Origin of the sequence: Nocardiopsis sp. NPDC057823 (genome assembly GCF_042797335.1) — a bacterium.
GTDB classification, from domain to species: Bacteria; Actinomycetota; Actinomycetes; order Streptosporangiales; family Streptosporangiaceae; genus Nocardiopsis; species Nocardiopsis changdeensis.
The window spans coordinates 1-24,121 of the sequence record NZ_JBHVLR010000024.1 but is presented as its reverse complement, the minus strand read 5'-3'; the positions used below and the strand labels follow the sequence as shown (position 1 = coordinate 24,121).

21 protein-coding genes are annotated in these 24,121 nt (G+C 74.1%); 15 read left to right on the top strand and 6 right to left on the bottom strand.

The features are described 5' to 3' along the window. The first annotated feature begins 205 nt into the window (after positions 1-205). From ACFVNO_RS28010 to egtD, 9 genes are all read left to right on the top strand, one after another. Positions 206-2,059 carry an ABC transporter substrate-binding protein gene (locus tag ACFVNO_RS28010; protein WP_378897037.1) on the top strand — a complete coding sequence of 618 codons (1,854 nt, stop codon included), beginning with the start codon at positions 206-208 and terminating at the stop codon, positions 2,057-2,059. Continuing rightward, positions 2,056-3,123 (top strand): ABC transporter permease, encoded by a 1,068-nt coding sequence (locus tag ACFVNO_RS28005; RefSeq protein WP_378897034.1) that lies wholly within the window; start codon positions 2,056-2,058, stop codon positions 3,121-3,123. The genes ACFVNO_RS28010 and ACFVNO_RS28005 overlap by 4 nt, the downstream gene beginning before the upstream one ends. Further along, complete coding sequence (locus tag ACFVNO_RS28000) at positions 3,120-4,067, top strand: ABC transporter permease (RefSeq protein WP_378897031.1); 948 nt, start codon at positions 3,120-3,122, stop codon at positions 4,065-4,067. The genes ACFVNO_RS28005 and ACFVNO_RS28000 overlap by 4 nt, the downstream gene beginning before the upstream one ends. Then, on the top strand, positions 4,064-5,062 hold the full coding sequence (locus tag ACFVNO_RS27995; RefSeq protein WP_355259647.1) for an ABC transporter ATP-binding protein: 999 nt from the start codon (positions 4,064-4,066) through the stop codon (positions 5,060-5,062). Before ACFVNO_RS28000 ends, ACFVNO_RS27995 begins: the two co-directional genes overlap by 4 nt. Then, positions 5,059-6,123: an ABC transporter ATP-binding protein gene (locus ACFVNO_RS27990; RefSeq protein ID WP_355259650.1), complete on the top strand. Its 1,065-nt coding sequence runs from the start codon at positions 5,059-5,061 to the stop codon at positions 6,121-6,123. Before ACFVNO_RS27995 ends, ACFVNO_RS27990 begins: the two co-directional genes overlap by 4 nt. Before the next feature lie 410 nt (positions 6,124-6,533). Beyond that, on the top strand, positions 6,534-7,817 hold the full coding sequence (egtA, locus tag ACFVNO_RS27985; RefSeq protein ID WP_355259653.1) for an ergothioneine biosynthesis glutamate--cysteine ligase EgtA: 1,284 nt from the start codon (positions 6,534-6,536) through the stop codon (positions 7,815-7,817). Next, on the top strand, positions 7,814-9,157 hold the full coding sequence (egtB, locus tag ACFVNO_RS27980; RefSeq protein WP_355259655.1) for an ergothioneine biosynthesis protein EgtB: 1,344 nt from the start codon (positions 7,814-7,816) through the stop codon (positions 9,155-9,157). Before egtA ends, egtB begins: the two co-directional genes overlap by 4 nt. Further along, entirely contained in the window at positions 9,157-9,888 is a 732-nt protein-coding gene (egtC, locus tag ACFVNO_RS27975; RefSeq protein WP_355259658.1) for an ergothioneine biosynthesis protein EgtC, read from the top strand. The genes egtB and egtC overlap by 1 nt, the downstream gene beginning before the upstream one ends. 13 nt (positions 9,889-9,901) lie before the next feature. Next, the gene (egtD, locus tag ACFVNO_RS27970) at positions 9,902-10,879 is read left to right on the top strand and encodes an L-histidine N(alpha)-methyltransferase (protein ID WP_355259661.1); all 978 of its coding nucleotides are present in this window, start codon (positions 9,902-9,904) and stop codon (positions 10,877-10,879) included. Positions 10,880-10,912: 33 nt separating this feature from the next. Here egtD and ACFVNO_RS27965 read toward each other — a convergent pair whose 3' ends face one another. After that, on the bottom strand, positions 10,913-11,632 hold the full coding sequence (locus ACFVNO_RS27965) for a VIT family protein (RefSeq protein WP_355259664.1): 720 nt from the start codon (positions 11,630-11,632) through the stop codon (positions 10,913-10,915). Positions 11,633-11,709: 77 nt separating this feature from the next. On the opposite strand from ACFVNO_RS27965, the gene dapB reads away from it, so the two are divergent. After that, positions 11,710-12,453, top strand: a complete 744-nt coding sequence (gene dapB, locus ACFVNO_RS27960; RefSeq protein ID WP_355259667.1) for a 4-hydroxy-tetrahydrodipicolinate reductase — start codon at positions 11,710-11,712, stop codon at positions 12,451-12,453. 57 nt (positions 12,454-12,510) lie between these two features. Here dapB and ACFVNO_RS27955 read toward each other — a convergent pair whose 3' ends face one another. The 4 genes from ACFVNO_RS27955 to ACFVNO_RS27940 all read right to left on the bottom strand — a co-directional run bounded on the left by ACFVNO_RS27955 (position 12,511) and on the right by ACFVNO_RS27940 (position 14,993). Then, on the bottom strand, positions 12,511-12,813 hold the full coding sequence (locus ACFVNO_RS27955) for a hypothetical protein (RefSeq protein WP_378897021.1): 303 nt from the start codon (positions 12,811-12,813) through the stop codon (positions 12,511-12,513). Continuing rightward, positions 12,806-13,384, bottom strand: coding sequence for a hypothetical protein (locus ACFVNO_RS27950; protein WP_355259672.1), 579 nt, complete (start codon positions 13,382-13,384; stop codon positions 12,806-12,808). Before ACFVNO_RS27950 ends, ACFVNO_RS27955 begins: the two co-directional genes overlap by 8 nt. Before the next feature lie 91 nt (positions 13,385-13,475). Beyond that, positions 13,476-14,348 (bottom strand): 1,4-dihydroxy-2-naphthoate polyprenyltransferase, encoded by an 873-nt coding sequence (locus ACFVNO_RS27945; protein ID WP_355259675.1) that lies wholly within the window; start codon positions 14,346-14,348, stop codon positions 13,476-13,478. Positions 14,349-14,441: 93 nt separating this feature from the next. Continuing rightward, positions 14,442-14,993, bottom strand: a complete 552-nt coding sequence (locus tag ACFVNO_RS27940) for a GNAT family N-acetyltransferase (protein WP_355260242.1) — start codon at positions 14,991-14,993, stop codon at positions 14,442-14,444. An 86-nt stretch (positions 14,994-15,079) separates the two neighbouring features. On the opposite strand from ACFVNO_RS27940, the gene ACFVNO_RS27935 reads away from it, so the two are divergent. The 4 genes from ACFVNO_RS27935 (at position 15,080) to ACFVNO_RS27920 (ending at position 21,174) form a co-directional block, all read left to right on the top strand. After that, on the top strand, positions 15,080-15,460 hold the full coding sequence (locus tag ACFVNO_RS27935; protein WP_220562693.1) for a phage holin family protein: 381 nt from the start codon (positions 15,080-15,082) through the stop codon (positions 15,458-15,460). 392 nt (positions 15,461-15,852) lie between these two features. Next, entirely contained in the window at positions 15,853-16,824 is a 972-nt protein-coding gene (gene dapA, locus ACFVNO_RS27930) for a 4-hydroxy-tetrahydrodipicolinate synthase (protein WP_220562692.1), read from the top strand. After that, positions 16,821-18,506 carry a ribonuclease J gene (locus tag ACFVNO_RS27925; protein ID WP_378897014.1) on the top strand — a complete coding sequence of 562 codons (1,686 nt, stop codon included), beginning with the start codon at positions 16,821-16,823 and terminating at the stop codon, positions 18,504-18,506. Before dapA ends, ACFVNO_RS27925 begins: the two co-directional genes overlap by 4 nt. 172 nt (positions 18,507-18,678) lie before the next feature. Next, positions 18,679-21,174, top strand: coding sequence for a DNA translocase FtsK (locus tag ACFVNO_RS27920; protein WP_378897011.1), 2,496 nt, complete (start codon positions 18,679-18,681; stop codon positions 21,172-21,174). A gap of 13 nt (positions 21,175-21,187) precedes the next feature. On the opposite strand, the gene ACFVNO_RS27915 is transcribed toward ACFVNO_RS27920, so the two are convergent. Then, a complete protein-coding gene (locus ACFVNO_RS27915) occupies positions 21,188-23,335 on the bottom strand; it encodes a hypothetical protein (RefSeq protein WP_378897008.1) in 2,148 nt (715 codons plus the stop codon). Between the two features lie 222 nt (positions 23,336-23,557). Here ACFVNO_RS27915 and ACFVNO_RS27910 point away from each other — a divergent pair. After that, the coding region (locus ACFVNO_RS27910) for a helix-turn-helix domain-containing protein (RefSeq protein WP_378897005.1) at positions 23,558-24,121 on the top strand (564 nt) is incomplete at its 3' end.

Here is a 24,121-nt window from a genome sequence, read left to right as displayed (position 1 = left end):
ACAGTGCCAAGGCGGGGTCATTACGGTCTGCCCATTTGGCACTTAACGCCCGGGAAACCCCTCTGTGACCGCGCTCGGCCGCGAATGTATTGCGATGTCACGGCGCACCTTGTAGGTCATTGACGCTTCTCTCGGTCCGTTGGTAGACAACCAACTACCCCCTGGTGGCCCAGGCCACCACCCCACGATCCTGACAGGGGCCCAGATGCACTCCCATCACCCTCCGACCGTGTCGCCGCTCTGTAGGGCGGCGGCCACGGGAACCGCTCTGCTGCTGGTCGTCGGGACCGCGGCCGCCCCCGCCTCCGCCGCCCCCGCCGACGGGAGCACGCTCACGGTGGCGATCGCCCAGCAGGTGGACTCCTTCAACCCGTTCACCGCGCAGCTCGCCGTCACCACCAACATCCTGTCCCACGTCTACGATTCGCTGGTCACCAACGACCAGGAGACGAGCAACCCCGCCCCGGCCCTGGCGGAGAGCTGGGAGACCAGCGAGGACGGCCTGACCTGGACCTTCCACCTGCGCGACGACGTCACCTTCTCCGACGGCGAACCGCTCACCTCCGACGACGTGGTGTGGACGCTCACCACGATCATGGAGAACGAGTCCGCGGCCATCGCCAACGGCAACTACGTCGCCGGGTTCGAGGAGGTCACCGCGCCCGACGAGCACACCGTGGTCGTGGAGCTCTCCGAGCCCCAGGCCACCATGGAGTCGCTGACGGTGCCCATCGTGCCCCGCCACGTGTGGGAGCCCATCGTCGAGAGCGAGGGCGACGCCTTCGCCGAGTACCCGGCCGACGGCGACGCCTTGCCCAGCGTGGGCAGCGGCCCCTTCATCCTCACCTCGCACGAGCGAGGCCAGAGCATCACGCTGGAGGCCAACCCCGACCACTGGAACGGCGCCCCCGGCTTCGACAACCTCGTCTTCCGGTACTACCCCGAGAAGGACGCCGCCGTCGAGGCCCTGCGCAGCGGCGAGGTCTCCTTCGTCTACGAGCTGACCGCCGCCCAGGCCGACGCCCTGGAGGAGACCTCCGACATCGCCGTCAACTTCGCCGACGGCAAGCGGTTCCAGGCGTTCACCATCAACCCCGGCGCCGTCACCCAGGACGGCGAGGAGTTCGGCGACGGCCACCCGGCGCTCGCGGACCGCACCCTGCGCCAGGCCATCGTGATGGCGATCGACAACCAGGAGATCGTGGACAAGGCCCACGGCGGCCGCGCCACGGCGGCCGGGGGCTACATCCCGGCCCGCTACACCGACTTCCACTGGTCGCCGGAGGGCGAGGAGGCGATCCTGGCCTTCGACCCGGACGCCGCCAACGCCATGCTCGACGAGGCGGGCTACGAGATGGGCGACGACGGCGTGCGCGTCTCGCCCGACGGCGACCGCCTCGAACTGCGCATGCACGTCCACCAGGACCGCCCCGACAACGTCAGCGCGGGCAGGGTCATCGTGGAGCGCCTGGCCGACATCGGCATCGAGGTCGAGAACCTCACCGTCGACCCCGGTGTGCTCAGCGACGCCCTGTACGCCGCCGAGTACGACCTCATCTTCACCGGGTGGACGGTCAACCCCGACCCCGACTACGTGTTCAGCATCCACACCTGCGACGCGCTGCCCACCGAACCGGGCACCATGCAGGGCGACGCGTACTTCTGCGACGAGGAGTACGACGAGCTGTACGCGGACCAGCTGCAGGAGTACGACCGGGCCGCGCGCGCCGAGATCATCCACGACCTCCAGCGCATCCTCTACGAGGAGGCCGTCGTCAACGTCCTGACCTACCCGGACATCCGGGAGGCCTACCGGACCGACCAGATCCGGGAGGGGACCCTGCTGCCCCAGCCCGCCGAGGGCGGCAACATCTGGGGCCAGGACGGCTACTGGGCGTTCTGGGCGGCGCAGCCCGCGGAGGGCGGCGCCGAGCAGGCGGGCGCGGGCGGCGTTTCCACCGGGGTGTGGATCGGCGTCGGCGCGGTCGCCCTGGTGCTCGTGGCCGGCGGCGCGTTCCTCCTGTTCCGCCGCCGGGCCACCGCGGAGGACCGCGAGTGACCGGCGCCCCTCTCACCGCCGGGGCGGAGGAGGTCCCCTCCGCCGCCCCGGCCGGGCCCGCGCGGCCCGCCGGCCGCGGCCGCGCCGGGCGCGTGCTCCGCTACGTCGGCGGCCGGCTGCTCACCGCCGTGCTCTCCCTGGCCGGGGTGGTCGTCGCCGGGTTCTTCCTGTTCCGCATCCTGCCCGGCGACCCGGTCCGCGCCATGACCGAGGGCCGCGAGGTCTCCGCCGAACAGCGCGCCGAGCTGCGCCGCCAGTTCGGCCTGGACCAGCCGCTGTGGCAGCAGTTCCTCGACTACGCCCTGGGCCTGTTCCGGCTGGACCTGGGCACCTCGTTCCAGTACCGCAGGCCGGTCGCCGAGCTCATCCTGGACGCGCTGGGGCCCACGGTCCTGCTCGCCGGGACCGGCACCGTCATCGCCGCCCTGCTGGGCCTGCTCCTGGGCGTGCGCTCGGGCTGGCGGCCCGGGAGCGCGGGCGACCGGGTCAACACCACGGTGGCCCTGTTCTTCTGGTCGGTGCCCACGTTCTGGCTGGGCCTGCTGCTCATCGTCCTGTTCGCGTCCGGCCGCGACCCGCTGCCCGGGCTGTTCCCGACCGGCGGCATGACCGCGCCCGGTGTCACCGGGTTCTGGAACGTCGCCCTGGACACGGCCTGGCACATGGTCCTGCCGGTCGCCACCATGGTCGCGGTCATCTACGCGCAGTACCTGATGATCATGCGCTCGTCCCTCATGGACGAGAAGGACGCCGACTACCTCACCACCGCGCGGGCCAAGGGCCTGACCGACGCGCTGGTGCGCCGCAGGCACGCCGTGCCCAACGCCCTGCTGCCCACCGTCACCCTCATCTTCCTCAACCTGGGCCAGGTGGTCTCCGGGGTCATCCTCGTCGAGACCGTGTTCTCCTGGCCGGGGCTGGGGCGCCTCTTCTACTCCGGCCTGAGCGTGCCCGACCTGGGCCTGGTCCAGGGCCTGTTCGTGGTGTTCGCGGCCTCGGTGATCGTCATGAACCTCGTCGCCGACCTGGTCTACCCGCTGCTCGACCCCAGGGTGCGCCCATGAACACAGCCGCGGCCCCGCCGTCCGCCGCGCCCCCGTCCCCGCGGGCCCTGGCCCGCCGCAGGCGCCGCGAGGCGCTGCGCTCGTTCGCCCGCGAGTACTCCCGCCGCCGCGCGGGGATGGTCGGCCTGGTCGGCCTGCTCCTCCTGGTCGTCCTCGCCCTGTGCGCGCCGCTGCTGGTGGACCCGGCCGACCTCACCGTCACCCGGGCGCCCGGCACCGCCTTCGAGCCGCCCAGCGCCCGCTTCCCGCTGGGCACCGACGACTACGGCCGGTCCATCCTCGACCTGATCATCTGGGGGTCCCGGGTCTCGCTGACGGTCGGATTCCTGGCCACCGCGGTCTCGGTGGCCCTGGGGACCCTGGTCGGCATGACCGCCGGGCACTTCGGGGCGTCCGGCGGCACCGCGGGACGGCTCCTGTCGTCGGTCCTGATGCGCCTCACCGACTGGTTCCTGGTGCTGCCCACCCTGGTGCTGGCCGTGGCGCTGGCCGCGGTCCTGCCCCGCGGCACCGGCACGATCATCCTCGCCATCGGCCTGACGGTCTGGCCCGCCACCGCGCGCCTGGTGCGCGCCCAGACCCTGGCGGTGGAGGCCCGGCCCTACGTGGAGCGGGCCCGCGCCCTGGGCGGCGGCCACCTGCACGTCATGGCCTGGCACGTGCTGCCCAACGTGATGCCGGTGGTGCTGGCCCAGACCACCCTGCTGGTGGCGACCTCCATCATCGCGGAGTCCACCCTGGCCTTCCTGGGCGTGGGCGACCCCACCACCATCTCCTGGGGCGGGATCCTGGAGAGCGCCCGCAACGCGGGCGCGATCAGCTCCGGGATCTGGTGGTACATGGTGCCTCCGGGACTGGCGATCGCCCTGGTCGCCCTGGCGTTCACCCTGTGCGGCCGCGCCCTGGAGGCCGTCCTCGACCCCCGACTCCGGGAGCAGCGATGACCTCCCTTCTCGACGTGCGGGACCTGCACGTGACCTACGGCTCCGGCGGCGGCGAGGTCCCCGCCGTGCGCGGCGTGGACATCTCCCTGGAGCCGGGCGGCACGCTGGGCCTGGCCGGGGAGTCCGGCAGCGGCAAGTCCACCGTGGCCATGGCCCTGCTGCGGCTGCTGCCCGGCACGGCCCGCGTCACCGGGGCCGTGGAGCTGGCCGGCGAGGACGTGCTCACCATGCGGTGGGGGCGGCTGCGCGCGGTCCGCTGGTCGGAGGCCGCCATCGTGTTCCAGGGCGCCATGCACTCGCTCAACCCGGTGCGGCGCGTCGGCGAGCAGATCGCCGAGCCCCTGCTGATCCACGGGACGGTGCCGAGGGAGAAGGTCGCCGACCGGGTGGCCGAGCTCCTGGGCCAGGTGGGGCTGCCCGCCTCCCGGGCCGCGGACCACCCCCACCAGCTGTCCGGCGGCCAGCGCCAGCGGGTCATGATCGCGATGGCCCTGGCCTGCGAGCCGCGGCTGATCGTGGCCGACGAGGCCACCACCGCCCTGGACGTGATGATCCAGGCGCAGATCCTGGCCCTGCTCAAGCGCCTGGTGGCCGACCACGGCATCGGGATGCTGATGATCAGCCACGACCTGTCGGTGCTCGCCGACACCTGCGACCGGGTCGCGGTGATGTACGCGGGGCGGATCGTGGAGCAGGGGCCGGCGCGCGAGGTGATGGGCGCCCCCGCCCACCCCTACGCCGCGGCGCTGGGGGCGGCCTTCCCCAGGATCGGGGACCCGGCCTCCCGGCGGGCCCCGCGCGGCCTGCCGGGCGACCCGCCCGATCCCGCCGACCCGCCCGCGGGGTGCGTGTTCCGGCCGCGGTGCCCGGTGTCGGAGGAGGTGTGCGCGACGGTCGACCCGCCGCTGTGGCCGGTCGCGCCCGACGCCCGCGGGGAGTCCGAGAGGCAGGCCGCCTGCGTGCACGTGGGACCGGTCGGGGAGGGGGTCCGTTGAGCACCACGGAGACCGACGCGTCGGCGTCCGCGTCCGAGGGCGGGGAGGGGGCCGGTACGCCGGTCCTGAGCGCCCGCGGCGTGCGGGTCGTCTTCACGTCCGGGTTCGGTGGCGGCCGTGCCGCCGCCCGGGCCGTGGACGGCGTCGACCTGGACGTGGCGGCAGGGGAGATCGTCGCCCTGGTGGGGGAGTCCGGCTGTGGCAAGACCACCCTGGGCCGGGTGCTGCTGGGACTGGAGCGCCCCACGGCGGGCACGGTGTCCTTCGAGGGGAGCCCGCTGCGGTACTCCTCCCGCGACCTGCGCGCCTACCGGCACCGGGTGCAGCTGGTCCAGCAGGACCCGACGGGTTCGCTCAACCCCCGGCGCACGGTCTACGAGTCGGTCGCCGAGGGCCTGCGCATCCACGGGGGGACCACGGCCGACGAGGCCGAGCGGGTGACCCGCGCGCTGTCCCGGGCGGGCCTGCGGCCGCCGGAGAGGTTCCTGTCCCGGTACCCGTACGAGCTGTCGGGCGGCCAGCGGCAGCGCGTGGTGATCGCCGGGGCGCTGGTGCTGGAGCCGGAGGTGCTGGTGGCCGACGAGCCGGTGGCGTCCCTGGACGCGTCGGTGCGCGGCGAGATCCTGCGCCTGCTGCTGGACCTGCGCGACGAGCTGGGGCTGTCCGCCCTCATCGCCACCCACGACCTGGGGCTGGCGTGGAACATCGCCGACCGGGTCGCCGTGATGTACCTGGGCCGGGTGGTGGAGCTGGGGACGGTGGAGGAGGTCCTCTCCGGGCCCCGGCACCCGTACACCCGGGCGCTGCTGTCGGTGCTGCCCGAGGCCGGCGGCGAGCCGGTGGTGCTGGCGGGGGAGCCGCCGGACCCCAAGAAGGTGCCGGGGGGCTGCCGGTTCCACCCGCGCTGCCCGGTGCTGGCCTCGGGGGAGGCGGAGCGGGCGGGGGTCGCCGACCGGTGCCGCACCGAGGACCCGGGGGTCCTGCCCGGTGACGGGGGTACGCACGCCACGGCCTGCCACTGGGCGCGCGCCCTGGAGGGGTCGCCTCCCGGCGCGCGGTGACGGGAGGCGGCGGCCTCCCGGGCCGCCCGCACACGGCGGGGCGCCACGGCACGCGCTGTGGCGCCCCGCCGTATGCGGAGCGGGGGCACGGCCGAATCGGACCGGGGCCGTTCGTGCGCGGAAGGTACCGGTCCGCATCCGCACGGTGAGAGCCGGCCGCCTTCCGGAGCGATCGGATTCTCTAAAATGTGATGTGAGTCACTTCGGTGGCGAGGGGGAGGGGCCCGGTCGCCCGGGAAGGGCGAAGTCACCGGGGATGTCGCGAACCGGAGACAGGTCGCACATGCGGCACCTGTCCGCATCCGCTCACGTTTCCGGACGGTCGGCACGTTCGCCGCGCGGGAGACCGGGGGAAGACAGGGGAGGCGCCGCCCCGCACGGGGCGGCGACGTCCTGAGGGAGAGCACCCCATGGCGCACATGACCACGGACGACGTTCACGAGTACATCAACGGGGTCTGCTTCAAGACAGGCCCTCCCGGCAAGGTCGGAGCCGAGACCGAGTGGCTCGTCACCGACACCGCGTCACCCGGCGCCACCGTCGCCATCGAACGCCTCGCGGCGCTGCTGGAGGGCTCCGGCCCCCCGCCCGCGGGAAGCCGCGTCACCTTCGAACCCGGCGGACAGATCGAGCTCAGCTCGCCCGCCCTGCCCGGCCCGGCCCGAGCGCACGAAGCGCTCGCCGAGGACCTGGAGCACCTCGGAAAGACCCTCGCCCAGGACGGCCTGGGCCTGGTCGAGTCCGCACTGGATCCCGTGCGCACCCCCCACCGGCAGCTCCGGCTGCCCCGGTACGAGGCCATGGACCGGTTCTTCGCCGGGCGCCGCACCTACGGCGGACACACCATGATGTGCGCGACCGCCTCGCTCCAGGTGTGCCTGGACTCCGGGGCCGACCCCGCCGACCTGGTCGAACGCTGGGGTTTCGCGCACCGGCTCGGCCCCGTCCTGGTCGCCGCCTTCGCCAACTCCGCGCTCTGGCGCGGCCGCCCCACCGGCTGGAAGTCCACCCGCTGGGCCATCTGGGCGGGCATGGACGCCGACCGCACCGCCCCCGTCCTGGAACCCGGGAGCCCCGCCGACCCGGCCGACGCCTGGACCGCCTACGCCCTGCGGGCCTCCGTCATGGCTGTCCCCGAGACCCCCGGGGGCGGCGGCGCCTGGCTGGCCGACCCCGGCATCACCCTCGCCGAGTGGATCGCCGGGCACGGCCCGCGCCCCGCCACCCCGGCCGACCTCGAACTGCACCTGAGCACCCTCTTCCCGCCCGTGCGCCCCCGCGGCTGGTGGGAGCTGCGCATGATCGACGCCCTCCCGCTGCGCTGGTGGCCGGTCCCCGTCGCGGTCGCCGCCGCCCTCTTCGACGACCCGGGCGCCCGCGCCGCCGCGGAGGAGGCCGTGGAACGGCTCTGCGGCGGGCCCGCCCCCGACAGGAGGCTGTGGCTGCGCGCGGCCCGAGACGGCATGGCCGATCCCGCCCTGGCCGCCTGCGCCCGCCGCTGCCTCGACGCCGCCGTCGACGCCCTGCCCCGCATGGGCGCCACGCGCCTGGCCCGCCTCGTCGACGACTACGCCGACCGCCACACCCGGCGCGGGCTCAGCCCCGCCGACACGCGGCCGAGCGTGCCCGAGCCGCGCCCCGCCCACGCGGGGCCGGCGGAACGCCACTCCCGACACGGTGGAGGAGTTCGGTGAACAACGGACAGGACATCTCCAAGGAGCGCATCGCCGCCGAGCTCGACCGCGGCAGGCGGCGCAGCCTCGGCCTCACCCTGGACGCCCTCGACGACGAGGAGCTGCTCACCCAGCACTCGCCGCTGATGTCGCCGCTGGTCTGGGACCTGGCGCACATCGGCAACTACGAGGAGCAGTGGCTGCTGCGGGCCGCCGCCGGGCGCGAGGCCCTGCGCCCCGACATCGACCACCTCTACGACGCCTTCGAGAACCCCCGCGCCGAGCGCGTCGACCTGCCCCTGCTGCGCCCGCAGGAGGCCCGCGACTACAACGAGCGGGTCCGCCGGGAGGTCCTGGACGCCCTGGACGGCGTCGACCTCACCGTGCCCGCCCCGCGCGGGCCCGACGACCCGCCCGGCCTGCTGGACGCCGGGTTCGTCTACCACATGGTCATCCAGCACGAGCACCAGCACGACGAGACCATGCTCGCCACCCACCAGCTGCGCCGGGGCGCCCCCGTGCTGCTGGAGGAGGCGCCCGCCGTCGCGCCCCTGCGCCCGCCCGCGGAGGCCGAGGCACTGGTCCCCGCCGGGCCCTTCACGATGGGCACCGACGACGACCCCTGGGCCTACGACAACGAGAAGCCCGCCTTCACCGTCGACCTGCCCGCCTACTTCATCGACACCGCGCCCGTCACCAACGCCGCCTACCGGGAGTTCATGGAGGACGGCGGCTACCAGACCCGCCGCTGGTGGAGCCGGGAGGGCTGGGAGTGGAAGGAGAAGCGCGGGGCCGCGGCCCCCGCCTTCTGGGAGCGCGAGGGCGAGGAGTGGGCCAGGCGCCGCTTCGGCCGCCGCGAGCTGGTGCCGCCCGACGAGCCGGTCCAGCACGTCAACTACCACGAGGCCCGGGCCTACGCGGAGTGGGCGGGCAAACGGCTGCCCACCGAGGCCGAGTGGGAGAAGGCCGCCCGCTTCGACCCGGCGACCGGGGAGTCCCGCCGCCACCCCTGGGGCGACGGGGAGCCCACCGCCCGCCACGCCAACCTGGGCCAGCGCAGGCTCGGCCCCGCGACCGTGGGCCGCCACCCCGACGGGGCGTCCCCGCTGGGCGTGCACCAGCTCATCGGCGACGTGTGGGAGTGGACCTCCACCACCTTCCACGGCTACCCGGGGTTCCGCGCCTTCCCGTACCGCGAGTACTCGGAGGTGTTCTTCGACTCCGGGTACAAGGTGCTGCGCGGCGGCTCGTGGGCCACCCACCCCACGGCGGTCCGCTCCACGTTCCGCAACTGGGACCTGCCGATCCGGCGGCAGATCTTCAGCGGGTTCCGCTGCGCCCGCGACGCGGAGCCCGCCTGATGTGCCGCCACCTGGCCTACCTGGGGCCGCCGCGTACGCTGTACGACCTGCTGTACGCGGCGCCCCACTCGCTCCACGTCCAGTCCTGGGCGCCCAGGCTCCAGAAGTACGGCACGGTCAACGCCGACGGGTTCGGCGTGGGCTGGTACCCCGACGACACCCCCGAACCGCTGCGCTACCGGCGCGCCCTGCCGATGTGGGGCGACACCTCCTTCGCCGAGGCGGCCCGCGGCCTGGCCTCCGGCTGCGTGCTGGCGGCGGTGCGCGACGCCACCGTCGGGTTCGGCACCGACGAGGCGAGCGCCCAGCCCTTCCGCGCCGGGCGGCTGCTGTTCAGCCACAACGGCGCGGTCAAGGACGACGACGCCCTGGTGGCGGCGCTGCCGCCCCCGGCCGGGGTGCTCGACGCCCGCGCCCCGGTGGACTCCGCGCCCCTGTTCGGGCACGCGGTGCGCCTGTGGCGGGCCTCCGGCGACCTGCCCGGAGCGCTGGCCGCCGTGGTCCGCCACGCCCGCGAGCACTCCGAGGGGCGCTACAACCTGCTGGCGACCGACGGCGAGACCCTCGTGGGCACCGCCGCCGGGGACACCCTGTTCACCCTGCGGGAACCGGGGGGAGGCGTCGTCCTGGCCTCGGAACCCTACGACGACGCCCCGGGCTGGCGGGAGGTGCCCGAAGGCTCCGTGGCCGTGGCCGCGGCGGAGCGGACCGAGATCCACCCCATCGTCTGACCGAGGAGTCGCCGTGTTCCGCATCGACCGCAACCTGACCGCCGACGACCTGGACAAGGCCCTGCGCAGGGACGTCGCCGAAGGGCTCTCGTCCGACCCCAAGCAGCTGCCGCCCAAATGGTTCTACGACGAACGCGGCAGCGCCCTGTTCGAGGACATCACCGAACTCCCCGAGTACTACCCCACCCGGGCCGAGCGGGCCATCCTGGAGGAGCGCTCCGACGAGATCGCCGGCGCCGCCGGCGCCGAGGCGCTCATCGAGCTCGGCTCGGGGTCGGGCGTCAAGACCCGGCTGCTGCTGGACGCCATGGGCCGCCACGGCGCACTGGCCCGGTTCGTCCCCGTCGACGTCAGCGGCGACTTCCTGGCCGCCTCCGCGCGCCGGGTCGCCGACGACTACCCGGACCTGGACGTGCACGCCGTGGTCGGCGACTTCGAGCACCACCTGGGCCTGCTGCCGGTGCGCGAGGACGGCGGGCGGCAGACCATCGCCGTGCTGGGCTCGACCATCGGCAACCAGGAGCCCGGGCCCCGGGCCGGGTTCCTCCGCGACATCCGGGCGGTGCTGCGCCCGGGGGACACCTTCCTGCTCGGCGCCGACCTGGTCAAGGACGCCGACCGCCTGGTCGCGGCCTACGACGACGCGCAGGGGGTGACCGCCGAGTTCGACCGCAACGTCCTCAACGTGATCAACCGCGAGCTGGGGGCCGACTTCGACCCGTCGGAGTTCGAGCACGTCGCCCGCTGGAACGAGAAGGAGGAGTGGATCGAGATGCGGCTGCGCTCGCGGGTGGACCAGCACGTGCGCGTCGCCGCCCTGGACCTGGACGTCGACTTCGCGGCGGGCGAGGAGATGCGCACCGAGATCTCCGCCAAGTTCCGCCGGGAGGGCCTGGAGGAGGAGCTGGAGGAGGCCGGGTTCGAGCCGACGCACTGGTGGACCGACCCGGCCGGGGACTTCGCGCTGAGCCTGTCCACCGCCCGCGCGTAGCCGCCCGCCGTCCTCGGGGCCCGGCCCCGCCCCTCAGAGGGAGGTGAACGCCCCCACCAGCGTGCCCACCAGGTAGGTGACCAGCATCGCGAAGGACCCGCCCACCACGCACCGCAGCGCCGCCCGCAGTGGCAGGGCCCCGCCCAGGCGGGCGCTCACCGCGCCCAGCGCGCCGGTGGCCGCCAGGACCGCCGCCACCGTCACCGGCAGCCGCCAGGCATCGGAGCTGAGCAGCATCGCGGTCAGCGGCACCAGGGCGCCCAGCACGAAGGAGAACAGGCTGGCGAACGCCGCCTGCCACGGGTCCACCCGGTAGCGGTCGAGCCCCAGCTCCACCTCGGCGTGGGCGCGCAGCGCGTCGTGCTCGGTCAGCTCCCGGGCCACCCGGTGCGAAAGCTCCTCGCTCAGCCCCCGGTCGCGGTACATCCCGGCGAGCTCCTCCAGCTCGCCGGCCGGGTCGGCGGCCAGCTCGCGCCGCTCCCGGGCCAGCGCGGCCCGCTCGGTGTCGCGCTGGGTGCTCACCGACACGTACTCGCCCGCCGCCATCGACAGCGCCCCGGCCAGGGTGCCCGCGATCCCCGCCACCAGCAGGGCGCCGCGGTGCGGGGTGGCGCCCGCCACGCCCACCACCAGGCCGGCGGTGGAGACGATGCCGTCGTTGGCGCCCAGCACCGTCGCGCGCAGCCCGTTCAGCAGGGAGCCCAGGCGGTGCCGGGCGTCCGGCGGGCCGTCCGCGCGGTCCTCGTCCGTCATGGGCCGATCGTCGCACGCGACCGGTCCCGCCCCAGGTCGCACCACGCGGGGCCGCGGCGATCCGATACGCTCGTGCCGTGTTCAAGGTAGGAGTTTTCGGCGCCGAAGGGCGCATGGGGTCAGAGGTCGTCAACGCGGTCCGGGCGGCCGACGACATGGAGTTCGTCGGCGGCGCCGACGCCGGCCAGGACCGGGAGCGGGTGCTGGGGGCCGACTACGTCGTCGACTTCACCCACCCCGACGTCGTCATGGACAACCTGGAGTGGCTGATCGGCCGCGGCGTCCACGCCGTCGTCGGCACCAGCGGCTTCGACGAGGAGAAGCTGAACCGGGTGCGCGGGATGCTGGCGGCCCGGCCCGGCGCCAAGGTGCTCATCGCGCCCAACTTCGGCATCGCCGCGGTGCTGATGATGCACTTCGCGGCCAAGGCCGCCCCCTACTTCGAGTCGACCGAGATCATCGAGCTGCACCACCCCAACAAGGCGGACGCCCCCAGCGGGACCGCGTACCACACCGCCGAGCTGGTCGCCGGGGCCCGCCGGGCGGCCGGGGTGGGCCCGATGCCCGACGCCACCACCGCCGAGATCCCCGGCGCCCGCGGCGCCGACGTGGACGGGGTGCGGGTGCACGCGCTGCGCATCCAGGGCCTGATCGCCCACCAGGAGGTCGTGTTCGGCACCGACGGGGAGACCCTGAAGATCCGCCACGACTCCATGAACCGGGCCTCGTTCATGCCCGGCGTGCTGCTGGGCGTGCGCAGGGTCGCCGACCTGCCCGACCCGCTGACCGTGGGCCTGGAGCCGCTGCTCGACCTGAACTGAGCCGCCGACCTCCCGCCCCGGGCCGCGCCGCGGCCCGGGGCGGCCGCGCGTCCGGGGTCAGGGGGCCTCCACGACGGGCGCCTCGATGCCGTCCACCGGCGCCTCGACCTCCTCGACCGGCGCCGTGACGTCCACTACCGGCGCCGTGACGTCCTCCACCGGCGCGGTGGCCACCGGGCTCCGGTTCACCTCGGGCACATAGGCCCGCGGCTCCCTGGCGGACTCTCCCCAGTCGAGCAGTACCAGGACGGCCAGGGTGAGAACGAGCGTCACAACGATGACGGGGCCGATCAGCAGCACCATGCAGCAGTTGAGGCGGACCGTGGAGTAGGTCCTCTCCCCGTCGGTTCCCTCAGGCAACGGGGACCCCGGTGAACGTCGGCATGCCGGGGACGCGCACGTCCATCTCGTGCACGTCCTTCGGCGGAGCGGCGAAGGTCGCGCTGAGGGTCAGGGAGTCCTCGGGCCACAGTTCCAGCGACGGTTCGAGCCGGGAGCACACGCACCGCCCCTCGGAATCGGTGGCGACCCGGTGCACCCGGCCGTTCTCCGCGTCGACGAGCTCGAACGCCGCCATGTCGGTGACCTCCTGCTCCGAGGTCTCCGGGGACGCGAGGTCGCGGGCGAGGAGGCCGCCTCCGATGACATGGATCGTCAGGGTCAGTTCGACGAGGTCCTCGCCGACCCGCTCCAGCGTGTGGACGTCCACCTCCACGTCCGCCTGCCGGATCCGTCCGGCGGCACGTGTGTGGACCTGCCCACCGGTGGTCGCGGGCGTGGAGGAGGACTCCAGGGGCGCACCGCCACGGTCGAGGGAGGTGTCGCCGGAGCCGGGGCCCTCGGCGGGGTTGTCGGCGGCCGAGCACGCGGCCAGGGTCAGCGTCAGCGCCGCGGCGGCCAGGGCCGCGGCGGTCCTGCGGGGGATCGCCATGCCCCCGAACCTAGGCAGGGAAGGGTCTCCGCCCGGTCACGGGCCGCCTACAAGTCGCCGGTGGCCGCACCCGGCCACCGGCGCGGGCCGGTCAGCCCAGCAGCAGCGCCACCGAGAGCAGCGCGCCGAAAGCCATCTGGAGCCGCCCGGTCTCGCCCAGGCCCGCCACCAGGTCGCGGCCGACCTGCCCGCCCAGCACGCGGCGCAGCGGCGGCACCGCCAGCGGGGCCGCCAGCAGCACCAGCGGCACCCACCAGGACACCGCCACCAGCGGCAGGGCCACCGCGAACGCCGCCACGACCATCCCCGCGTACAGCCGCCGCGTCCCGGCATCGCCCAGCCGCACCGCCAGGGTGATCTTGCCGGTCTCCCGGTCGGTGGGGATGTCCCGCAGGTTGTTGATCACCAGCACCGCGCAGGACAGCAGCCCCACCGGCACCGACGCCGTCCACGCCTCCCAGGGCGCGGCCTCCAGCTGCACGAACACGGTGCCCACCACGGCCACCACGCCGAAGAACACGAACACCGACACCTCGCCCAGGCCCCGGTACCCGTACGGGGTGCGCCCGCCGGTGTAGTACCAGGCGGCGGCGATCGCCACCGCGCCCACCAGCAGCAGCCACCACGACGTGGTGGCCACCAGCACCAGGCCCACCAGCCCGGCGAACGCGAAACTGCCCAGCGCCGCGGCCAGCACCTGCTTCGGCGCGGCCAGGCCGGTCGCCGTCAGCCGGGTCGGCCCCGTCCGCTCCGCGGTGTCGGTGCCCTTGACGCCGTCGCTGTAGTCGTTGGCGAAGTTCACCCCCACCTGGAGGGCCATCGACACCACCAGCGCCAGCAGTGCCTTCCACCACACGAACCCGCCTAGGGCGAACGCCAGCGCGGTACCGACCGCCACCGGGACGACCGAGTTCGGAAGCGTCCGGGGACGCATCCCCGAGATCCATTCGCTGACCGTGGCCACTGCCGGGTCCCTCCACCGCTCGACGGCCGGCGCGCGCGGCGCCGCTACGACCTCCCCACGGTAGTGCCTGCTCCCGGGCCCCGGGGCCGCGCCCTATCCGATGCCCGCGTGCAGGCGCACCATCGGCAGCTCCGAGCCCAGGTCGATCACCCGGCGGGCGCCGTCGGGCGCCCAGCCGGAGGACTCGAAGAACGCCCGCAGCGCGTTGTCGGCCTCGGGCACCCACACGTACGCGATGACGAACCCGTCCTCCACCAGGTGGTCCACGGTCGCGTTGAGCAGGCGGCCGCCGTGCCCCCGCCGGGTCAGGGCCGGGTCCACGTGCAGGGCGAAGATCTCCGCGGCGGTGGCGGGCCACAGGTCGGGGTCTCCCGCCGGGCCGAACGCGGCGAAGCCCACCACCGTGCGCACCCCGTCGTTCTCGTCGGTGGCGACCACCAGCCGGTGCCTGGAGGTGGGCGGCGACTCCAGGGCGGCCGACCACTGCGCGTGGAAGCCCCTGCGCGCCTCCTCGCCGCCGATCTCGGCGATCACCTCCCCGGGCAGCAGCCCTCCGTACACCTCCCGCCAGGAGGCCACCTGGACGTCCACGACGGTGTCGACGTCGGAGGGACGGGCGGGACGGACGAACTGGGCACCGGACACGATCAGGCCTCCTGGGGGAGTCATCGACACGAGTGCACCCACGCCGGAGTTTCGGGACCTTGCCACGGCGTGGGAACATCTACGTTGTGAGCTTCATTATCAGAGTCATCGTGAACGCGCTCGCCCTGTGGCTGGCGGCCTACCTGGTCAGCGGTATCGAGGTCACGACCTCGGACACGACGGAGACCATCCTCGTCTTCCTGGGACTCGGCCTGATCTTCGGCGTCGTCAACGCCGTCATCAAACCGATCGTCAAGACGGTCGGCTGCCTGTTCTACGCGCTGACCCTCGGGCTCATCGGCCTCGTCGTGAACGCGCTGCTGTTCCTGCTCACCGAGTGGATCGCGGGGCTCTTCGGCCTGCCCATCGACATCGACGGCTTCTGGCCCGCCTTCTGGGGCGCGATCGTCGTCGGCATCGTCAGCTGGCTGGCCAGCCTCTTCCTGCCGGACGGCAAGGACGACTGACCGCCGCGGCCCTTCCGCTCCGACCCGCCCGCCCCGAATCCGCGGGTTCCCGCCCGTGTCCCGGTCCGACGGCCGGGACGCGGTGCGGGTAGGTTCACATGCGGGCCCCTCCCTCGACCCACGAGGACGGGGCCGACCCCGGTCCCGGCACCGGCGTCCGAACGGACGCGGTCCGGACAGGACCGGCACAGGCTTCTCCGCGACCGCCCCCGTCGGACCCCGCAGTGGTCCGACCCGGCCCCGGTCGCGGAAGCGGACACACGGTTCCGCACCATCCGTACGCCACACCACCGGTCCCGCCCCGCGCGGCGGGGCCGCACACACCGAGAGGAGGAGGGGCGACACAGGATCCCGCCGCCACGCGGCGGCGGTCCGCGCGCCTTTCACACACCATGGTGAACACCAAGTACCGCCCGTTCGGCAAGATGCTGACCGCGATGGTCACACCCATGCTCGACGACGGCGAGCTCGACTACGACGGTGCCGCCCGGCTCGCCACCTACCTGGTGGACGAGCAGCACAACGACGGCCTCGTCATCAGCGGGACCACGGGCGAGTCGCCCACGACCAGCGATGAGGAGAAGGACCGGCTGCTGCGCGCCGTCATCGAGGCGGTCGGCGACCGGGCCCAGATCATCGCGGGCGTCGGCACCAACGACACCCGGCACAGCGTCAAGCTGGCCAAGGCCGCCGAGAAGGCGGGCGCCCACGGCCTCCTGGCGGTGACCCCGTACTACAACAAGCCGCCGCAGGAGGGGCTGATCCGGCACTTCACCGAGATCGCCGACACCACCGGCCTGCCGGTCATGCTGTACGACATCCCGCACCGCACGGGGACGCCCATCGCCTCCGAGACCCTGGTCCGGCTCGCCGAGCACCCCCGGATCGTGGCCAACAAGGACGCCAAGGACAACGTCGGCGCCAGCTCCTGGGTCATGGAGCGCACCGACCTGGCCTACTACTGCGGCACCGACATCCTGAACCTGCCCCTGCTGTCGGTGGGCGCCGCCGGCTTCGTGAGCGTCGTCGGCCACATCGTCGGCGGCGACCTCAAGGACATGATCGACGCCTACGAGGCGGGCGAGGTCGGCCAGGCGCTGGCCATCCACCGCCGGCTCACCCCGGTCTACACCGGGATGTTCCGCACCCAGGGCGTGATCACGACCAAGGCGGTCCTCAACCTGTTCGGCCTGCCCGCCGGCCCGGTGCGCACGCCGCTCGCCGACGCCTCCGCCGAGCTCCAGGCCCTGCTGCGCGAGGACCTGGCCGCCGCCGGTGTGAAGGGCCCCATCGGCCTGGCCCCGCACCAGGCCGTCCCGGCCAGCGCCGTCCGCGTCGAGCGCCTCACGGAGGGTTCCGTATGAGCCACCCGCACCCCGAGCTGAGCTCGCCCCCGCCCCAGGGCGACGGTGTCCTGCGCGTCGTCGCGCTGGGCGGCCTGGGCGAGATCGGCCGCAACATGACGGTCTTCGAGTTCGGCGGCCGGATCCTCATCGTCGACTGCGGCGTGCTGTTCCCCGAGGAGGAGCAGCCCGGCGTCGACCTGATCCTGCCGGACTTCGACTACATCCGGGACCGCCTGGACGACATCGAGGCGGTCGTCCTCACCCACGGCCACGAGGACCACATCGGCGGCGTCCCGTTCCTGCTGCGCGAGCGCCCCGACATCCCGATCGTCGGCTCCCGGCTCACGCTCGCGCTCATCTCCGCCAAGCTCGGCGAGCACCGCATCAAGCCGGTCGTGGTCCAGGTGGAGGAGGGCGAGCGGCGCGACTTCGGCCCGTTCGACCTGGAGTTCTTCGCGGTCAACCACTCCATCCCCGACGCGCTGGCCGTCGGCATCCGCACCCCCGGCGGGTCGGTGCTGCACACCGGCGACTTCAAGATGGACCAGCTGCCGCTGGACGGCCGCCTCACCGACCTGGCCGGGTTCGCCCGGTTCGGCGACGAGGGCGTGGACCTGCTGCTGTCGGACTCCACCAACGCCGAGCAGCCCGGGTTCATCATCAACGAGCGCAACCTGACCGAGGCCATCGACAAGGTGTTCCGGCAGGCCGACAAGCGCATCGTGGTGGCCTGCTTCGCCTCCCACGTGCACCGGGTCCAGCAGGTCATCGACTCCGCCACCAAGCACGGCCGCAAGGTCGCGTTCGTGGGCCGGTCGATGGTCCGCAACATGAACATCGCCCGCGACCTGGGCTACCTGAGCATCCCCGGCGACACCATCATCGACGTGCGCCAGCTCGACGACCTGCCGCCGGACGAGGCCGTGCTGATCTGCACCGGCTCCCAGGGCGAGCCGATGTCGGCGCTGAGCCGGATGGCCAACCGGGACCACCAGATCCGCATCGAGGAGGGCGACACCGTCCTGCTGGCGTCCTCGCTCATCCCGGGCAACGAGAACTCGGTCAACCGGGTCATCAACGGCCTGACCCGCTGGGGCGCCAAGGTCGTGCACAAGGGCAACGCCCTGGTGCACGTGTCCGGGCACGCCCCCGCCGGCGAGCTGCTGTACGTGCTCAACATGGTGCGCCCGCGCAACTTCATGCCGGTGCACGGCGAGTGGCGGCACATGCGCGCCCACGCCGACCTGGCCAAGATGACCGGGGTCCCCGCGGACCGGATCGTCATCGCCGAGGACGGCGTGGTCGTCGACCTGTACAAGAACCGCGCCAAGATCGTCGGCGCCGTGCAGGCCGGGTACGTGTACGTGGACGGCTCCTCCGTGGGCGACGTCACCGACGCCGCGCTGAAGGACCGCCGCATCCTCGGCGAGGAGGGCTTCATCTCCGTCGTCGTGGCCGTGGACTCCGGCACGGGCAAGATCCTCGGCGAGCCGGAGATCCACACCCGGGGCGCGGGCATCGGCGCCGACGCCTACGACGACGTCATCGACAAGATCCAGCACGCCCTGGACAAGGCGGCCGAGGACGGGGTCAACGACCCCCACCAGCTGCGCCAGCTCATCCGGCGCAGCACGGGCCGGTGGGTCAACGACACCTACCGCCGCCGCCCGATGATCATCCCGGTCCTGGTCGAGGTCTGACCCGGAGCGGTACCCGCACGAAGCGCCGAACGGTCCCGGACCGGGGGGGGCGTCGTGGGACACCCCGTGGCCGCGGCTGGGTCCGGGGGTGGACGACTCGATAGGCTGCCCGCCGTGGCGGGGAATGCGCCCGCCGGTCGTGAACCGCTCCCCCTGTACGGAGGTGACCCCGATGGCCCCGCGCGCCTCCTCAGGCGGTTCCGGGCGCAAGAAGCCCGCGGCCCGCAGACCCGCGGCCAACCGGATGCCCGACGGGCCCATCGCTTTCGCGGTCACCATGTTCGGCCAGTTCCTGCTGGTGCTGTGGAAGCTCGTCGCGCACACCGTCGGCGGGGCCGCCCGCGCCGTGGGCCGCAGCGCCCGCGACCTGGACCCGGACCTGCGCCGGGACGGGGCGGGCCTGCTGCTGCTGGCGGCCGGGGTGCTGGTCGCCGCGGCCGTGTGGTGGGAGAGCGCCGGCCCGCTGCCGGAGTACACCCGCCTGGTGGTGGTCGGCGCGTTCGGGACGTTCTCGCCGATCCTGCCGCTGCTGTTCCTGCCGCTGGCGATCCGCCTGATGCGCACCCCGGGCGCGTCCCGGGAGGGCGACGCCGGACGGCTGTTCATCGGCACCAGCGCCATCCTGCTGGGCCTGCTGGGCCTCATCCACATCGCGAACGGCATCCCGCAGCCCTCCGAGGGGCTGGAGGCGCTCCAGGACGCCGGCGGCCTCATCGGGTTCGTCGCCTCCGGGCCGCTCAGCGCCGTCATCACCCCCTGGCTGACCGGGGTGCTGCTGGCCCTGGTGCTGGTGTTCGGGATCCTCGTGGTCACCTCCACCCCCATCCGGCGCATCCCCGAGCGGCTGCACACGCTGTTCGGCGCCCTCATGGAGCGCGACGCCGGACCGGACTCCGGCATCGGCATCCTGGGCGCCGAGCCGGAGCGCAAGCCCGCCCGCAAGCGCCGCCCCCGCAAGAAGAAGGAAGCGGAGGCCGCGGCCGAGACCGTGGCGGGCGACCACGAGCGCCCCTACGACAGCCCGGTGCTGCCCGAGGAGCCCATCGCCCCGGCGCTCACCGACGAGGAAGAGGAGGCGGCGCGGGCCGAGGCCGGCGGATCCGGCAAGGGCGGGAAGAAGGGCCGCGCGAAGCTCCCCGTCCCCGACCCCACCCCGGCGCCGGCCGTCACCGAGCAGCTCACCCTGCCCTCCCGGGTGGTGGAGGGGGACTACGAACTGCCCCCGCCCGCCATGCTCAAGCCCGGCAGCCCGGTGAAGCCGCGCACCAAGGCCAACGACGACGTGGTGGACGCCCTCACCGGCGTGCTCACCCAGTTCGGCATCGACGCCGAGGTCACCGGGTTCACCCGGGGGCCGACGGTCACCCGCTACGAGATCGAGCTGGGGCCGGCCGTCAAGGTCGAGAAGGTCACCGCGCTCACCAAGAACATCTCCCTGGCGGTCAAGAGCGCCGACGTGCGCATCCAGTCGCCGATCCCCGGCAAGTCCGCGATCGGCGTGGAGATCCCCAACACCGACAAGGACATCGTCAGCCTGGGCGACGTGCTCGGCTCCCCGGTGGCCACCTCCGACGACCACCCCATGCTGGTGGGGCTGGGCAAGGACGTGGAGGGCACCAACGTCGTCGCCAACCTGGCGAAGATGCCCCACGTGCTGGTCGCGGGCGCCACCGGAGCGGGCAAGTCCACCTGCATCAACGGGCTCATCACCTCGCTGATGATGCGCGCGACCCCCGACGAGGTGCGGATGATCCTGGTCGACCCCAAGCGGGTCGAGCTGACCATGTACGAGGGCATCCCGCACCTGATCACGCCCATCATCACCAACCCCAAGCGGGCCGCCGAGGCGCTCCAGTGGGTGGTGGGGGAGATGGACCGCCGCTACGACGACCTGGCCGCCTCCGGGTACCGGCACATCGACGACTTCAACGCCGCCGTGCGCACCGGGGAGCTCACCGCGCCCCTGGGCAGTGAGCGGGTGTACGAGCCCTACCCGTACCTGCTGGTGATCGTGGACGAGCTGGCCGACCTGATGATGGTCGCCCCGCGCGACGTCGAGGACTCCGTCGTGCGCATCACCCAGCTGGCCCGGGCCGCCGGGATCCACCTGGTGCTGGCCACCCAGCGGCCCAGCGTCGACGTCGTCACCGGCCTGATCAAGGCGAACGTGCCCTCCCGGCTGGCGTTCGCCACCTCCAGCCTCGCCGACAGCCGCGTCATCCTGGACCAGCCCGGGGCGGAGAAGCTGGTGGGCAAGGGCGACGCCCTGTTCCTGCCGATGGGGGCGGGCAAGCCGATCCGCCTGCAGAACGCCTGGGTGTCGGAGAAGGAGATCCGGGGGATCGTCGAGCACTGCAAGAAGCAGGCCGAGCCCAGCTACCGCGAGGACGTCGCGGCCGCCGACACCAAGAAGAAGGAGATCGACGAGGAGATCGGCGACGACCTGGACCTGCTGCTGCAGGCCGTCGAACTGGTGGTCACCACCCAGTTCGGGTCGACCTCGATGCTCCAGCGCAAGCTGCGCGTCGGCTTCGCCAAGGCGGGCCGCCTGATGGACCTCATGGAGAGCCGCGACGTCGTCGGCCCCAGCGAGGGCTCCAAGGCCCGCGACGTGCTCGTCACCCCCGACGACCTCCCCGCCGTCCTCACCGACATCCGCGGGGGCTGAGGGCCCGGAGCCCTCACACCCTGCGGGTGGCGAAGTGGTCCAGGGCGGCGCGCAGGAGGGCGGTGTCCAGGGCCAGGCCGTCCAGCGCGGCCTCGGCCCGGTCGCGGTGCCAGGCGAGCAGGCGCGCGGCGGTGGCGCGGCCGTGCGCGGAGGCCAGGGTGGGCCGGTCGGCGCCGGACCCGGCGAGCAGGTCCCGGCGGATCCGCAGCACGATCCCGGCGTGGTGGGCGTAGGCGGTCAGCAGGTCCACCTCGTGCCCGGGCAGGCCGAGCAGGATCGCGGTCGGGGCCAGGGCGATCTCGATCTCCGTCGAGGCGGTCAGCGCGTACACCTCCAGGAACCCCGCGACGCCGGCGGGCTCCTCGCCGCGGGCCAGGGCCCGGTCCAGGTAGCGGCCCCGGCACAGGCGCTCGGGTCCCAGCAGTGCGCCCATCCGGGCCATCGCCCCCACCACCCGCTCGGGCGGGTGGGTCGCGGCCAGCCGCGCCATGAGCCCGTACCCGCCGGAGACCAGCGCGATCCCGGCCAGGTGGGAGGCGCGTTCGTCCAGGGCCAGGCTCCCGGTGTGGAACAGTTCCACCGCGGCCACCAGCGGCGCCAGCGGCTCGGGGTCGGCCGCGGCGCCCTCGACCAGCATCAGCGCCAGTGCCGGGCGCAGCGGCCCGCCGGGGCCCTCGGGGGAGTGCGACAGCACCCCGCGCGGGCCGCGGGCGCCGTTGCCCGAGGCGTGCCGGGTCAGGGCGGCGTCGACGAACACGGACCGGTCGGCGGCGAAGGCGCGCGGGTCCGTCGCCGCGGTCGGCCTGGCCCGCCCGCGCGCCGCCCGGACGGCTCCGGAGGGCGCGCCGCGCCGGGACGGCCGGGCGGCCGAGCGCAGCAGCGCCTCGATCTCCGGCGTCACCCGGTGCGCCTCCAGCAGCTCCTCCACCAGTCCGGCCCGCCGGGCCAGGTGGTCGGCCAGTCGGCCGGCGCCGTGCCGGGCCAGGGCGTCGGCCACGCCGGTGTCCCCGTCGAACACCGTCGCGACCAGGTGGGCCTCGGCGGCGAAGAGGTCGTGCAGCGGGTCGCCGTCCAGGTCCCGCGGGGCCAGCGTGAACGTGGTGAGGCGGCCGGTCACCGCGTCGCGCTCCCGGTCGAGCAGGTCGTGCCGGAACCGGGTGGCCAGCGCCGCGGCCAGGTGCGGCCGGAGCAGGCCCGCCGGGGGGTTGCGGCGGCCCAGCAGGGTGGCGGCGATCGCGCCCGCCCCGGTCTCCAGCACCGCGTCGGCGAGCAGGGCGTCCCCGCCGTCGCGGACCGCGTCCTCGCGGGTGCGCCGCTCGGCCCGGGAACGGGCCAGGTACATCACCTCGGTGGCCCGGTACAGGGCCCGGTGGCCGGCGAAGGGGAAGCCGTCCAGCAGCAGTACGTGGGCGGCGTGCAGCTCCTCGGCCAGCGGGTCGTCGGGCACCCCCTCGGCCGGCTCGGCCTCGGTCAGCAGGTGCGGCAGCAGCCGGTGGTGGGCGTCGTGCCGGGCGTGCGCGGGCAGGTCCACGACGGCCTGGGCGACGGCGAGGGCGTACGCGCCGGGCACGACCCGCCGCAGGTGCGCCGCCGCGGTGTCGTCGTCCTCGCCGAGGGTGTCGTGGGAGGCGACGGCCAGCACCCCGCCGATGGTCCGGGCGGCCCGGTCCATGGCCCCGGAGGCGACCGCCTCCCCGGGCAGTGCGGCGTACAGCCGGGACATCCGCTCGCGCAGCGTTCCCAGGCCGGGGACCCGGTGCAGGGAGGCGCTGAACCGGACCCGCTCCAGGGCGGTGCCGACGCCGTCGACCGGGACGGGGACGGCGGGCCGGGGCAGCCGCCGCGGGTCGGCGGTGAGCAGGTCCAGGACCTCGGGGGAGGGGACCTCGCCCAGGGCGAGCGCGTGGCGGCGCAGGGCGCGCCGGCGCAGCCGCGCCTGCTCCGCGGCCCGCGCGGCACCGGGGTCCAGGCTCCGGCGCAGCCGGTTCAGCAGCCGGTGCCGTTCGAGGACCTCGGGCAGGTGGGAGGACCACCGGTACACGTGCGCGGCGATGTCGTCGGAGTGGGCGCCGCTCCAGGAGCGGAAGGCGTCGAGGGCGTCGCGGGCCGCGGCGACCGGTGCGTCGCCCGCGAGCTCGGCGGCGGAGAAGTGCTGGGTCATCGTCCGGTCTCGGGGGAGGTGGCGGGGAGGGCGATCCAAGATCATCGCAGTCACGGGCCCGGGGACAAGGGGATGACCGTATCCGGACGAAAATTCTGGCCGTAATTCTGTCCGATTTGGCGGGATCTTGGGGGCTTCATGGGGCGTGGTGGCCTGCGTGTCGCGCGCCGGGAGCGGCAGAGTGGTTCCCGTCAGATACATACAGTCGCGAGGGGAGTGCGTATGGCGACGATCGGACACACCTTGTCCGCCGCCCGCGTCGCGGCGGGACTCACGGTCGCCGACCTCAGCGTCCGTACACGCATCAGGGAACCGGTACTCCGGGCGATCGAGGAGGAGGACTTCGTCCCGTGCGGCGGGGACTTCTACGCGCGCGGCCACATCCGGGGCCTGTGCCGGGCCCTGCGCCTGGACCCGGCGCCGCTGCTGGAGGAGTTCGACCGCGAGCACGCCGGCCGCCGCGGCTCGGTGTTCGTGCCCCCGCCCCGCCACCCGGCCGCCGTGCCCGCGGCGGCCCGCGCCGCCGCGGCGGCACGGACCGGGGGCGCGACGGGGGAGGGGGCCGCGGAGGCCGAGGACCCGCCGATGGCCGGTCCGCGCGTCATCGGGGAGGACACCGAGCCCGGCGCCGGGCCCGAACGCTGGAACCACTTCGAACGGGGCGACCGGCTGCGCCGCGGGGTACGGGGCGCCGGGCCTCGGCGCAGGCGGCCCGCTCCCGAGGCGGCCGCGCCGGCCGCGGCGGGCGGCGGGCGCCGGGGGAGGGCCGCCGCGGTGCCCGCGCCC